General features: G+C 68.2%; 11 protein-coding genes and 2 tRNA genes. 8 read left to right on the top strand and 5 right to left on the bottom strand.

The window, feature by feature from the left end; all coding sequences use genetic code 11:
- Positions 1-504, top strand: a complete 504-nt coding sequence (locus tag ACNR9W_RS08815; protein ID WP_419267734.1) for a phosphatase PAP2 family protein — start codon at positions 1-3, stop codon at positions 502-504.
- On the opposite strand, the gene selD is transcribed toward ACNR9W_RS08815, so the two are convergent.
- Complete coding sequence (selD, locus tag ACNR9W_RS08810; RefSeq protein WP_419267735.1) at positions 501-1562, bottom strand: selenide, water dikinase SelD; 1062 nt, start codon at positions 1560-1562, stop codon at positions 501-503. The genes ACNR9W_RS08815 and selD overlap by 4 nt on opposite strands.
- A gap of 163 nt (positions 1563-1725) precedes the next feature.
- On the opposite strand from selD, the gene tig reads away from it, so the two are divergent.
- The 7 genes from tig (at position 1726) to ACNR9W_RS08775 (ending at position 9006) form a co-directional block, all read left to right on the top strand.
- Positions 1726-3060: a trigger factor gene (gene tig, locus ACNR9W_RS08805; protein ID WP_419267795.1), complete on the top strand. Its 1335-nt coding sequence runs from the start codon at positions 1726-1728 to the stop codon at positions 3058-3060.
- 154 nt (positions 3061-3214) lie between these two features.
- Positions 3215-3637: a DUF1489 family protein gene (locus tag ACNR9W_RS08800; protein WP_419267736.1), complete on the top strand. Its 423-nt coding sequence runs from the start codon at positions 3215-3217 to the stop codon at positions 3635-3637.
- A 41-nt stretch (positions 3638-3678) separates the two neighbouring features.
- Positions 3679-3752 (top strand) — tRNA-Gly (locus ACNR9W_RS08795).
- Between the two features lie 22 nt (positions 3753-3774).
- Positions 3775-4350: a histidine phosphatase family protein gene (locus tag ACNR9W_RS08790; RefSeq protein ID WP_419267737.1), complete on the top strand. Its 576-nt coding sequence runs from the start codon at positions 3775-3777 to the stop codon at positions 4348-4350.
- Positions 4351-4421: 71 nt separating this feature from the next.
- Positions 4422-4496 (top strand) — tRNA-Val (locus tag ACNR9W_RS08785).
- 167 nt (positions 4497-4663) lie between these two features.
- Positions 4664-5872, top strand: coding sequence for an efflux RND transporter periplasmic adaptor subunit (locus ACNR9W_RS08780; protein ID WP_419267738.1), 1209 nt, complete (start codon positions 4664-4666; stop codon positions 5870-5872).
- A gap of 11 nt (positions 5873-5883) precedes the next feature.
- Positions 5884-9006 (top strand): efflux RND transporter permease subunit, encoded by a 3123-nt coding sequence (locus tag ACNR9W_RS08775; RefSeq protein WP_419267739.1) that lies wholly within the window; start codon positions 5884-5886, stop codon positions 9004-9006.
- A gap of 49 nt (positions 9007-9055) precedes the next feature.
- Here ACNR9W_RS08775 and ACNR9W_RS08770 read toward each other — a convergent pair whose 3' ends face one another.
- From ACNR9W_RS08770 to ACNR9W_RS08755, 4 genes are read right to left on the bottom strand one after another with little or no spacing between them, the layout of a single operon-like run.
- Positions 9056-10039, bottom strand: coding sequence for an ABC transporter substrate-binding protein (locus tag ACNR9W_RS08770; RefSeq protein ID WP_419267740.1), 984 nt, complete (start codon positions 10037-10039; stop codon positions 9056-9058).
- 35 nt (positions 10040-10074) lie between these two features.
- The gene (locus ACNR9W_RS08765; protein ID WP_419267741.1) at positions 10075-10908 is read right to left on the bottom strand and encodes an ABC transporter permease; all 834 of its coding nucleotides are present in this window, start codon (positions 10906-10908) and stop codon (positions 10075-10077) included.
- Positions 10905-11819: an ABC transporter permease gene (locus ACNR9W_RS08760; RefSeq protein ID WP_419267742.1), complete on the bottom strand. Its 915-nt coding sequence runs from the start codon at positions 11817-11819 to the stop codon at positions 10905-10907. Before ACNR9W_RS08760 ends, ACNR9W_RS08765 begins: the two co-directional genes overlap by 4 nt.
- On the bottom strand, positions 11812-12579 hold the full coding sequence (locus ACNR9W_RS08755) for an ABC transporter ATP-binding protein (RefSeq protein ID WP_419267796.1): 768 nt from the start codon (positions 12577-12579) through the stop codon (positions 11812-11814). The genes ACNR9W_RS08760 and ACNR9W_RS08755 overlap by 8 nt, the downstream gene beginning before the upstream one ends.
- Positions 12580-12586: the final 7 nt, after the last annotated feature.

Below are 12586 nucleotides of genomic sequence, written 5' to 3'. Positions count from 1 at the left end.
ATGCGCCGGATGATGCTGGGCGCGGCCTTGGCAGCGGGGCTGGCGGGCCCGGGTGCGGCCGAGCCGCTGGAGCGGCTCGGGACGACGATGAAATACGGGCTGCCACTGGCGGCGGCGGTCTGCGCGGCGGATCAGGACCGGCTGGAGGATTTCGCCGTCCGGGGCGCGGTCCAGGCCGGGCTGGTGCTGGCGCTGAAGGCGCTGACGGACGGATCGAGCCTGGGGCAGCGGCCGACCGGCGAAGGGCGCGGCTTTCCCTCTGGCCATGCGGCGGCGGCGGGGTTCGGCGCGGCCGACCTGGCGGGCAAGTGTTTCGCGGACGAGCCGGGCTTGGGCGCGGTCGCCTATGGCGCAGCGGGGCTGACCGCCTTCAGCCGCGTGCAGGCGGGAGAGCATAGCGCAGGGCAGGCCCTGGCCGGCAGCCTGATCGGCATCAGCCTGGGGGCCACCAGCTTTGGCATCGGCTCGGAAGGGGCCGCGATCAGCTTTGGGATGCGGTTCTAGCGCAGCAGAACGCGGGGCCTGTCGGTGCGGGGGCCGACCTTTCCGATCACCGCGGCCTCGGCAAAGCCGTGGCGGGCAAAGGCCGCGCGCACCTGGTCCAGCGCCTCGGGCGCGCAGGCCACCATCAGCCCGCCGCTGGTCTGCGGATCGGTCAGCAGGGCGCGGTCGGCATCAGGGAAGCCCCCGGGCAGGGCCACGCCCTCCGAATAGCTGGCCCAGTTGCGGCCCGAGGCGCCGGTGACGTGGCCGGCGGCGATCATCGCCTCGATCCCGGGCAGCCTGGGGACCGCCTGCCAGTCGATCTGCAGGTCGCAGCCGGAACCGCGCGCCATCTCCAGCGCGTGGCCGCCCAGGCCGAAGCCCGTGACATCGGTCATGGCATGGACGCCGTCGATCGCGGCAAGGTCCGGCCCGGGCAGGTTCAGCCGGGTGGTGACCTCGATCATCCGGGCATAGCCCTGGGCGTCCAGCGCGCCCTTTTTCAGCGCCGCCGACATGACGCCCACGCCCAAGGGCTTGCCCAGCACCAGGACATCGCCCGGGCGTGCATCGGCATTGCGCTTGAGCCGCGCCGGATCGACCAGGCCCAGGGCCACGAGGCCATAGATCGGTTCGACCGAATCAATGGTATGGCCGCCGGCGATGGGAATGCCCGCCGCGCGGCAGACATCGGCGCCGCCGTCCAGGATGCGCGCAATCGTTTCGTGCGAAATCGCGTTGATCGGCATGCCGACGATCGCCAGCGCCAGGATCGGCGTCGCGCCCATCGCATAAACGTCGCTGATCGCGTTGGTCGCGGCGATGCGGCCGAAGTCGAAGGGGTCGTCCACCACCGGCATGAAGAAGTCCGTCGTGGCGACCAGCGCCTGGTGGTCGTTCAGCTGATAGACGGCGGCGTCGTCCGAGGTCTCGATCCCGACCAGCAGCTGCGGCGGGACGGGCAGGGCGGCGCTGCCGCGCAGCAGGCCCGACAGCACGCCCGGCGCGATCTTGCAGCCGCAGCCGCCGCCATGGGCCAGCGAGGTCAGCCGGGGTTCGGCGGTCTGGGTCGGGGTCATCGGCGTCTCCTGCGATCGGTCGGGGCGCAGCATAGCGTCCCGGCCGGGATGTTCCAGCGCCTGCCGGTGCTATCTGCTTGCAGGCAGGGGCCACGGCGACTAGAACGGCGGAAATTTTCAGGCCGCCGACGGATCGGGGGCCCTTCTTGCTATGAGGACGATGATGCAGGTCAAGGAATCCCTGAACGAAGGTCTGAAGCGGGGCTACCAGTTCACGCTGCCCGCCGCCGAGCTGGCCACCACGGTCGACGCCAAGCTGAAAGAGGCGCAGCCCGAAGTCGAGATGAAGGGCTTCCGCAAGGGCAAGGTCCCGATGGCCATGCTGAAGAAGCAGTTCGGCCCGCGCATCCTGGGCGAAGCCATGCAGGACGCCATCGACGGCGCGCTGCGCGAGCACCTGGAAAGCTCGGGCGACCGTCCGGCGACCCAGCCCAAGGTCGAGATGGTGAACGGCGACAGCTGGAAAGAGGGCGACGACGTCGTCGTCAACGTGTCATATGAAAAGCTGCCCGAGATCCCCGAGGTCGACCTGACCACGCTGTCGCTGGAAAAGCTGTCCGTGCCGGCCGAGGAAGAGGCCATCACCGAGGCGCTGGCCAATCTGGCGAAATCGTCGCAGTCCTTCGAGGACCGCCGCAAGGGCAGCAAGGCCAAGGATGGCGATCAGGTCGTGATCGATTTCAAGGGTTTTGTCGACGGCGAGGCCTTCGAGGGCGGCGAGGCCGAGGACTATCCGCTGGTCCTGGGTTCGAACAGCTTCATCCCCGGCTTCGAGGACCAGCTGGTCGGCACCAAGGCCGATGACGAGGTCAAGGTCGAGGTGAGCTTCCCCGAGGAATACGGCGCCCCGCACCTGGCCGGCAAGGCCGCGACCTTCGAATGCAAGGTCAAGGCCGTGAAGGCCCCCAAGGAAGCCGAGATCGACGACGAACTGGCCAAGAAGTTCGGCGCCGAGGACCTGGACGGTCTGAAGAAGCAGATCGCCGAACGCCTGGAGGCCGAATATGCCGGCGCCGCGCGCGCGGTCATGAAGCGGTCGCTGCTGGATCAGCTGGACGAGAAGGTCAAGTTCGACCTGCCCGAATCGCTGGTCGAGGCCGAGGCGTCCCAGATCGCCCACCAGCTGTGGCACGAGGAGAACCCCGAGGTTCACGACCACAACCACGGCTCGATCGAGCCGACGGACGAGCACAAGACCCTGGCCGAGCGCCGGGTGCGGCTTGGCCTGCTGCTGGCCGAGATCGGCCAGAAGGCCGAAGTGACCGTGACCGACCAGGAGATGACCCAGGCCGTCCTGCGCGCCGCCCGTCAGTATCCGGGGCAGGAGCGTCAGTTCTTCGAGTTCATCCAGCAGAACCAGGGCGCCCAGCAGCAGCTGCGCGCGCCGATCTTCGAGGACAAGGTCGTCGACCACATCGCCGAGCAGGCGAAGGTCGAGGAAAAGACCGTGACCAAGGAAGAGCTGGAAAAGGCCGTCGAGGCGCTGGACGAGCTGTGATCCCGGCCCGAGGCTGGAACTGAACAGGGGGCCGCATCATCCGATGCGGCCCTTTTTCGTCATGACGGGGCGTGCCTCGGGCGGAGGTGATCGCGCCAGGAAAGCGGCGTCACGATCCCTTGAGTTGAGGCGCGGGGCGCACTAGGTCAGGGCCATGGAAGCGACCCTGCACCTGATGAAGCTTTGTGTCGGCGCCGAGGCGCCCGAGGATCTGGCCGCCTGGCAGGCGCAGCGCTTTGGCGCCGGCGCGGCCATGCATGTCACCCGCATGTGGCCCAAGCGCGAGGCCGAGCTGCTGGCCGGCGGGTCCATCTTCTGGGTGTTCAAGGGCACGATGCTGGCGCGCCAGCGCATCCTGTCGCTGGAGCGGATCGAGGGCGGGGATGGCATCCTGCGCTGCGGCCTGGTGCTGGACCGCGACTTGGTCCGGATCGCCGCGGTGCCACGCCGGCCGTTCCAGGGCTGGCGCTATCTGGCCGCCGGCGATGCCCCGCCCGACCTGCCGCGCAGCCGGGCCGCCGAGGAGCCGCTGCCGCCCTCCATTGCGGCCGCGCTGGCCGAGATGGGCCTGCGCTGAGGCTTGACGCTGCGCGCGGCTTGGGCTACCCGAACAGCAAGGCGGGTGTAGCTCAATGGTAGAGCAGAAGCTTCCCAAGCTTACGACGAGGGTTCGATTCCCTTCACCCGCTCCAATCCCCCGATCCATGTCTCATCATGCGTGACCTGCCTGACCTCTATCTGATGCGGCATGGTGAGACGCTGTGGAATGCCGAAGGCCGGTTGCAGGGCGCCCTTGACGCGCCGCTGACCGGACTGGGGGTGCGGCAGGCCGGGTGGCAGGCCGAGCTGGTGCGCCAGGTTGCGGGCCTGCGCCTGTCCAGTCCGCAGGGACGGGCGCTGCGCACGGCCGAGCGGGTCTTTGGCGCGGCGGGCTTCGCTATTGATCCGCGCCTGTCCGAAATCGGGATTGGCCGTTTCGCGGGCTGCCTTCTGGCGGATCTGCAGCGGGATCATCCGGACCTGTTCACGGGCGGGCCGCTGGAGTGGTACGACCGCTGCCCGGAGGGAGAGGGTCTGGCGGCGCTGGCGCGGCGGTGCCGCGAGTTTCTGGCGACCCTGATCGGGCCCACGCTGATCGTCAGCCACGGGATCACCCTGCGCATGCTGCGGGTGCTGGCCCTGTCGCGGCCGGTCGCGCGGCTGGCCGAGGGCGAGTTGCGCCAAGGCGCGGTGCATCTGGTCCGGCAGGGCCAGTGCCTGATGCTGAGGCATCCCGAGGATCGGGACTGAACTGCACGGGTTTTTGGCCTTGCCAAGTCGCGTTCCGCCGGCTTAATGCTGCGCAGGTCGCGTGGTGCGATGGCCCGTTAGCTCAGTGGTAGAGCGTCCCGTTTACACCGGGCCGGTCGGCAGTTCGAATCTGTCACGGGCTACCAGACGCCTGCAGCGACGCGAATTTGATCTGGCGGTGCAGCGCCGACAGGGCGCGGGCGGTTGAACGGAGGCGGCCCGGTTGCCATTTAAGGGGCAACCCTCGCAATGGCCCCTTTGGCCCGCAAGGCGCGGCTGAGCCATCCGCCGTGACCCGCAGAACTGGATGACGATGTCGCGTTTACTGTCCTCTTCGACGCTGGTTTTTCTGGCGATCCTGGGATTCCTGGTCTTCTGGATCGGAGGCGGGATGATGAACCGCCAGCCGCCGCCGGTGGCCGAGCCGGTCGTGGTGCCGGTGCCGAATGTCGCCGCCAGCCTCAGCACCGCCGAGGTGATCCGGCCGCGCACCGTCCTGTTCGGCAATGTGGTTCCCAACCAGACGTCGATCCTGCGGGCCCGGACGGGCGGCATCGTCGAGGAGGTGGTCCGCCAAGGACACGAGGCGCAGGCGGGCGACCAGCTGGCGCGCCTGTCGGCAGATGATCGCGAGGCAAGCATCGCGCGGGCCGAGGCCGAGTTGCGGTCAGCCGAGCGCGATTACGACGCCGCGCGCCAGCTGCGCGAGCGGGGCGTTACCTCGGAGGCCGAGCTGCAGTCGCGTTTCGCGGCGCTGGAATCGGCACGGGCCGACCTGCGGGCGGCCGAACTGGAATTGCAGAACACCCGCCTGGTGGCGCCGATCACCGGCACGGTCAGCCGCGTGATCGCCGACCTGGGCAGCTTCGTGCAGCCGGGGGGCGAGGTCCTGGAGATGGTCAACAACGACCCCCTGATCGCGGAGATCGAGGTTCGCCAGAGCGAGATCACCTCGGTTCAGCTGGGGCAGGTGGGGCAGGTGACCTTCCAGGGCGGGCGCAAGGCCGAGGCGGTGGTCAGCTTCATCGCGCCCGTTGCGACCTCGGAGACGCGCACCTTCCGCGTCGAGCTGGAGGTGCCGAACCCCGATGGCCAGATCCCCGCCGGCCTGAGTGCCGAGATCTCCCTGCCCATGGAGGAGCAGCGGGCGCATCGCATCTCTCCGGCGCTGATCCGGCTGGATGACGCGGGCCGGATCGGGGTCTTTACCGTCGACGAGGATGGCGAGACGCTGCGCTTTCAGCCGATCGAGATCGTCCAGGCGCTGGCCGAGGCGGTCTGGGTCAGCGGGCTGCCCGAGGAGGCGCGGCTTGTCACGATCTCACAAGGCGCGCTGAACGACGGGCAGAAGGCGCGGATCAGCGAAACGCCCGAGGAATTCCGCAGCGTGCTGGGCGGCGATGGGGCTGAGGCCGGCGACGCGGCGATGGATGCGGCCGCGCCCGCCCCGGGGCAGGATGCCGCAGCCTTGCTGGGTGCCGCCAATGCCGCCGAGGCGCGCGCGCCCGCGCCGGCCGACTGAGGGGGACGGCAATGAACGCCCTGATCGCCGCCGCCTTTTCCCGCGCCCGGACCATCATCCTGACCATGGTGGCGCTGATCGCGGCGGGCTTCATGGCCTATGTCACGATCCCCAAGGAATCGATGCCCGAGGTCGATATCCCGATCTTCATCGTCAACGTGACCTATAGCGGCGTCGCGGCCGAGGATGCCGCCAAGCTCCTGGCCGAGCCGGTCGAGCGCAAGGTGAACGCGCTGGACGGGTTGCGGCGGATGGAGACGGTGGCCTCCGAAGGCTTTGCCTCGATCACGTTGGAGTTCCGGCCGGGCTTTGACCAGGATACCGCGCTGCAATCGGTCAAGGATGCCGTCGACGATGCCGAGCCGGACATTCCGCCCGCCGCCGACGGGCCCTTCGTGCGCGAAATCGACATGTCGACCTTTCCGATCCTGACCGTCGCCCTGTCGGGACAGGTGCCCGAACGCGAGCTGATCCGCCTTGGCCGTGCCCTCAGCGACCGGATCGAGACGGTCAGCGGCGTCCTGCAGGCCGACCTGACCGGGGAGCGGGAAGACCAGCTGGAGATCCTGGTCGATCCGCTGGCGATGGAGACCTACGGCATCTCGCCGGGGCAGCTGTCGCAGGCGGTGCAGGCCAACAACCAGCTGATCGCGGTGGGCGCCTTTGACACCGGCGCGGGGCGGCTTGGCGTGTCGATCCCCGGAACCGTGGTCCAGATCGACGAGATCATGTCGATCCCCGTCCTGGTGAACGGCCCCACGGTGCTGCGTGTGCAGGACCTGGCCGAGGTGCGCCAGACCTTCAAGGACCCGACCAGCTTTGCCCGCATCGACGGCCGGCCCGCCCTGGCCATCGACGTGCGCAAGTCGGCCGGCGCCAACATCATCGACACGGTCGAGGCGGTCCGCGCGATCGTGCAGGACACCTCGGCCGACTGGCCCGACCAGGTTTCGATCGTCTTCATGAACGACCAGTCCAAGGAGATGCGCGACCTGCTGTCGGACCTGCAGAACAACGTGATCGCCGCCGTGGTGCTGGTGATGCTGGTCACGGTGCTGTTCTTGGGGGTGCGCGCCTCGCTGCTGGTGGCGGTGGCGATCCCCGGGTCGTTCCTGGGCGGCATCCTGATCATCTGGGCCTTGGGCTACACGATGAACGTGATCGTGCTGTTCGCGCTGATCCTGGTCGTGGGCATGCTGGTCGACGGGGCCATCGTGGTGGTGGAACTGGGCGAACGGCTGATCGCCAAGGGCCATGGCAAGGTCCAGGCCTTCATGATGGCCGCGCAGCGCATGGCCTGGCCTATCATCGCCTCGACCGCGACGACGCTCGCGGTGTTCTTTCCGCTGCTGTTCTGGCCGGGACTGGCGGGGCAGTTCATGTTCTACCTGCCTGCCACCATGATCGCCACGCTGCTGATGTCGCTGGTGATGGCGTTGATCTTCGTGCCGGTCACCGGCACCATCCTGGGCGGAGGGGGCGAGGACATGTCGCCCGAACCGGAGACCGACGACGTGCCCTCGGTCATGAACCGGTTCTCGCGCTGGACCATCGCGCGGCCCGGCGCCTCGCTGGGGCTGTCGATCCTGATGCTGCTGGTGGTGTTCTATGCCTATGGCCAGCTGGGTCGCGGGGTCGAGTTCTTTCCCGAAACCGATGCCGAACGCGCACAGGTGCAGGTGACCGCCAACGGCAACCTGTCGGTCATGGAGAGCGATCAGCTGGTACGGCTGGTGGAACGCCAGCTGCTGGGATTTGACGGGGTCGAGCGTGTCTATACCCGGACCATCGGCTCGGTCGAGGAGCGGGTCCGGTCCAGCCTCCCCAGCGACGTGATCGGCCAGATCCAGGTCGAGTTCACCGACTGGCGCCTGCGGGCGGGGTCGGACGAGGTCATCGAGGGGATGCGCCAGGCGGCCTCGCAGGTGCCCGGCATCGGCATCCAGATCGAGGCCGCGGCCTCGGGTCCGGCGGCGTCCCGCCCGGTCCAGATCGAGGTGTCCGCCACCAACCGCGCCGATCTTCAGGCCTCGGCCGAGGCGATCCAGCGGATGATGGTGGAGATGGGCAGCTTCGTCGACATCGCCAATGACACGCCGCGTCCCAACCCCGAGATCCGCCTGGTCGTCGACCGCGAGGAATCCGCCCGCTATGGCGTGGACATGGACACCATCGGCACGGCCGTGCGGCTGCTGACCAATGGCGTGAACCTGGGCACCTACCTGCCCGATTTCGCCGATGACGAGGTGGATATCGCGCTGCGCTATCCGCCCGAGCAGCGGAACCTGGAAAACCTGTCGGCGCTGCGGGTGACCGTGCCCTCGGGGCAGGTCCCGATCTCGAACGTGGTGCAGATCGTGCCGGCGCCCGCGCCCGCGGCCATCACCCGCATCGCCTCGCGCGAGACGCAGACCCTGACCGCCGATCTGGCGCCGGGAACGACGCTGCAGGCCGAACTGGACCGGATCGCCGCCGCCATCGACCAGGCCGACCTGCCCGAGGGCGTCGAAGTCAGCTTTGGCGGCGAGATCGAGGACCAGGAGGAGGCGATGACCTTCCTGATGGGCGCCTTTGTTGCCGCGATCTTCCTGATGTTCACCATCCTGCTGATCCAGATGAACAGCTTCTACCAGGCTTTCCTGGTGCTGACGGCGATCATCTTTTCGATCGCGGGGGTGTTCCTGGGCCTGATGATCCGGCAGGAGGCCTTTTCCATCGTCATGAGCGGCATCGGCATCATGGCGCTGGCCGGGGTGGTGGTGAACAACAACATCGTGCTGATCGATGCCTATAACGAACACATTGGCAATGGCCTGGACCCCGACCGTGCCGCCCGGCGCGCGGCGGCAGAACGCTTCCGGCCGGTGCTGCTGACTGCCTCGACCACGGTGATCGGGCTGTTGCCGATGGTGATGGGCATGACGATAGACTTCGTGGGCCGCGATCTCTATTTCGGGGCGCCTTCGGGGCAGTTCTGGATCCAGCTCTCCACCGGCATCGCGGGCGGGCTGGTGGTCGCCACGGCAGTGACGCTGCTGCTGACGCCGACGCTGCTGGCCTGGGACGGCCGCCGCCGCCTGCGCCGGACCTCGCGGCAAAAAACGAAGCGGGCGCGAACGGCGCCGGCGGAATAGCAAAAGGGCCGCCCAGGGGGCGGCCCTTTCCCGATCTGGGGGTAAGGGATCAGTTGAAGGCGGCGTCCGTCACCGTCGGGACCCAGGCCCCTTCGGGCGCGGCCTGGATCACCGGGTCCGATCCGCCCGACAGCAGGATATCCACCGTGCGCTGGTAATCCGCCTCGGCCAGCCGGCCGTCCGAGCCTTCCAGCAGCTTGGCGATCTCGGTCATCATGCGGGTTTGATGCTCGATGGTCTGGGCGCCGGATTCGTCGTTCTCCAGCACGATCTCGGCGGCTTCCTCGGGGTTCTCGGCGGCATAGTCCCAGCCCTTCATGCTGGCGCGGACGAAACGGGCCAAGGCATCGACCTTGGCCTGGTCCTCCAGGGTGCTTTCCAGCACGTAGAGCCCGTCCTCCAGCGTGGCCACGCCCTGATCCTCGTATTTAAAGGTCACGAGGTCGTCCTCGGACAGGCCCGCGTCCAGGACCTGGCCGTATTCGTTATAGGTCATGGTGCTGATGCAGGCTGCCTGCTTCTGCAGCAGCGGATCGACGTTGAAGCCCTGCTTGAGGACCGTCACGCCTTCTGGCCCGCCCTCGGTCGAGAGGCCGAGCGTGTTCATCCAGCTGAGGAACGGGTATTCGTTGCCCGCGAACCAGACGCCCAAGGTCTTGCCCGCAAAATCGGTCTTGGGATCCTCGATCCCGCTTTCCTTCAGGCAGGTCAGCATCATCCCCGAGGCCTTGAAGGGCTGCGCGATGTTCACCAGCGGCAGGCCCTTTTCGCGTGCGGCCAGGGCTGCGGGCATCCATTCGACGATGACATCGGCCCCGCCGCCCGCCAGGACCTGCGTCGGCGCGATGTCCGGCCCGCCCGGCAGGATGGTGACGTTCAGGCCCTCTTCCTCGTAGAAGCCCTTGTCCTGGGCCACGTAATAGCCCGCGAACTGGGCCTGCGTCACCCATTTCAGCTGCAGCGTCAGGTCCTCGGCCTGCGCCGCCCCTGCCATCAGCGCCAGCCCCGCCGCCGAGATCATCAGTCGTTTCATTCCCTAGCTCTCCTGTTGAGGGGCATCGGCCCCGTTCATGTGCGCTGCGACGGGTGCCAGAACGTCACCTTCTTTTCGATCAGCGCGACAAGCCCATAGAACAGCGTTCCCGCGAGCGCCGCCACGACAATTTCCGCCCAGACCAGCGGCAGATCCAGCCGCCCCACCGCAGTCGAGATCCGGAACCCCATGCCCCGCGTCGGGCTGCCGAAGAATTCCGCGACGATCGCCCCGATCAGCGCCAGCGTCGTGGTGATCTTGAGCCCGTTGAACAGGAACGGCATCGCGGCCGGCATCCGCAGCTTCCACAGGGCGGCGCCATAGGGGGCGGCCCAGCTGGCCATCAGGTCGCGCTGCATGGCGTCGGTGGCCTTAAGGCCCGCCACCATGTTCACCAGGATCGGGAAGAAGACCATGACCACGACCACCGCGGCCTTGGACTGCCAGTCAAAGCCGAACCACATGACCAGGATCGGCGCGATGCCGACGATCGGCAGGGCCGCGACGAAGTTTCCGATGGGCAGCAACCCGCGCTGCAGGAAGGGGCTGCGGTCGATGGCGATGGCGGTCAGCACCGCCGCCCCCGCCCCGATCAGCCAGCCGGTCAGGGCGCCGCGCAGGATCGTCTGCACGAAGTCCGTCCAGAGGATGCCGCGGTTGGCCACGAAGCTGTCGGCGATCTGGCTGGGCGCGGGCAGGATCACGGCGGGCACGGCATAGATCCGGACGATCATTTCCCACAGGAGGATCACCGTGGCGCCAAAGATCACCGCGACCAGGGTGCGGGTGGCGCGGGTTTCGAACCGTGCCAGCCAGATGTTCAGCGCCAGGCCGCCCAGCCAGACACCCAGGATCGGCAGCGCGCTCATCGGGACAGCCCCATCTGCTTCAGCGTCGCGCGTTCGATCAGCCCGATCAACGCGACCAGCGCGGCGGCCAGGATCGCCGCCGCGAACAGCGCGGCCCAGATCTGCACCGTCTGCCCGTAATAGCTGCCCGAGAGCAGCCGCGCCCCAAGGCCCGCCGTGGCACCGGCCGGCAGTTCGCCCACGATCGTGCCGACCAGGGCCGCCGCGATCGCCACCTTGAGGCTGGCAAAGAGGTAGGGCAGGGACGAGGGCAGCCGCAGCCGCAGAAAGACCTGCGCGCGGCTGGCGCTCCAGGATCGCATCTGGTCCAGCTGCATCGCATCGGGGGTTCGCAGCCCCTTGACCATGCCGACCAGCACCGGAAAGAAGGACAGCCAGGCCGCGATGATTGCCTTTGGCAGAAGGCCGGTGATGCCGGCGCTGGCCAGCACGACGATGACCATGGGGGCGATGGCCAGGATCGGGACCGTCTGGCTGGCCACGGCCCAGGGCATCACCGACTGGTCCATGCTGCGGCTGTGGACGATGCCGACCGCCAGCAGGATGCCGGCCGCGGTGCCCATCGCAAAGCCCGCCAGGGTCGCCGACAACGTCACCCAGCTATGCCAGACCAGGCTGCGGCGCGACGTGATGGCCTGCCCTGTCACGCCCTCCCAAAGGCCCACCGCAACCTGGTGCGGCGCGGGCAGGACCGGCCGGTCCTGCGACAGCGTACGCGCCACCAGATCGGGCAAAGTCAGCTCGACTCCGGCACGGGCGGCCTGGTCGCGTTCCCAGGTCGCGTTCATGCGGATCGCGCCCAGATACCAGATCCCGACGATCACCAGCAGCACGGTCAGGATCGGCAGCAAGTCGCCGGTCGGCATTCGCAGGCGGCGCGCGACAGGCGCGTTCAGGACCGCGTCAGTCATAGCTGTGCCCTTCGCGCAGCCCCTCGCGAACCTCATGGGCCAAGGCGATGAATTCCGGCGTGTCGCGGATCTCCAGCGGGCGCTCCGGGGGCAGAGGGCTGTCGATGATGCGGGTGATGCGTCCGGGGCGGGGCGACATCACGACGATCTTGGTCGAGAGATAGACCGCCTCGGGGATCGAATGGGTGACGAAACCGATTGTCTTGCCGGTCTTGCGCCACAATGCCAGCAGTGCCTCGTTCAAGCGGTCGCGTACGATTTCGTCCAGGGCGCCGAAGGGTTCGTCCATCAGCAGGATGTCGGCATCGAAGGCCAGGGCGCGGGCGATGCTGGCGCGCTGCTGCATGCCGCCGGACAACTGCCAGGGAAACTTTCCGCCAAAGCCCGACAGTTCGACCAGGTCCATGACGCGGGCCACGCGCTCGGCCCGTTGGGCGCGGGAAAAGCCCATGATCTCCAGCGGCAGCGAGATGTTTCCAGCGATGGTGCGCCAGGGATAGAGCCCCGGCGCCTGGAAGACATAGCCATAGGCCCGCGCCCGTCGCGCCGCGTCCGGGTCCATCCCGTTCACGCGCAGGGCGCCGCCGGTGGGCGTCTCCAGCGCCGCGATGCTGCGCAGGAAGGTGGTCTTGCCGCAGCCCGACGGGCCGATGAAGCTGACGAAATCGCCGGGGGCGACAGAGAGGTTCACGTCCTTCAGCGCATGGACCGGGCCGTCCGCCGTCTGGAAGGTCAGGCTGACGCCCTGGGCTTCGATCACGCTCAAC

Origin of the sequence: Paracoccus sp. T5 (genome assembly GCF_048538155.2) — a bacterium.
Taxonomy (GTDB): domain Bacteria; phylum Pseudomonadota; class Alphaproteobacteria; order Rhodobacterales; family Rhodobacteraceae; genus Paracoccus.
Note: the sequence above shows the minus strand (reverse complement) of the source record. Positions and strands in the feature narration are given on the sequence as shown.

Bases quoted from the DNA above. Each gene is read 5' to 3' on its own strand.
- ACNR9W_RS08790 (WP_419267737.1), top strand. From the start codon at position 3,775: ATGCGTGACCTGCCTGACCTCTATCTGATGCGGCATGGTGAGACGCTG.
- ACNR9W_RS08815 (WP_419267734.1), top strand. From the start codon at position 1: ATGCGCCGGATGATGCTGGGCGCGGCCTTGGCAGCGGGGCTGGCGGGC.
- ACNR9W_RS08770 (WP_419267740.1), bottom strand. From the start codon at position 10,039: ATGAAACGACTGATGATCTCGGCGGCGGGGCTGGCGCTGATGGCAGGG.
- ACNR9W_RS08760 (WP_419267742.1), bottom strand. From the start codon at position 11,819: ATGACTGACGCGGTCCTGAACGCGCCTGTCGCGCGCCGCCTGCGAATG.
- ACNR9W_RS08780 (WP_419267738.1), top strand. From the start codon at position 4,664: ATGTCGCGTTTACTGTCCTCTTCGACGCTGGTTTTTCTGGCGATCCTG.
- tig (WP_419267795.1), top strand. From the start codon at position 1,726: ATGCAGGTCAAGGAATCCCTGAACGAAGGTCTGAAGCGGGGCTACCAG.
- ACNR9W_RS08800 (WP_419267736.1), top strand. From the start codon at position 3,215: ATGGAAGCGACCCTGCACCTGATGAAGCTTTGTGTCGGCGCCGAGGCG.
- ACNR9W_RS08775 (WP_419267739.1), top strand. From the start codon at position 5,884: ATGAACGCCCTGATCGCCGCCGCCTTTTCCCGCGCCCGGACCATCATC.
- selD (WP_419267735.1), bottom strand. From the start codon at position 1,562: ATGACCCCGACCCAGACCGCCGAACCCCGGCTGACCTCGCTGGCCCAT.
- ACNR9W_RS08765 (WP_419267741.1), bottom strand. From the start codon at position 10,908: ATGAGCGCGCTGCCGATCCTGGGTGTCTGGCTGGGCGGCCTGGCGCTG.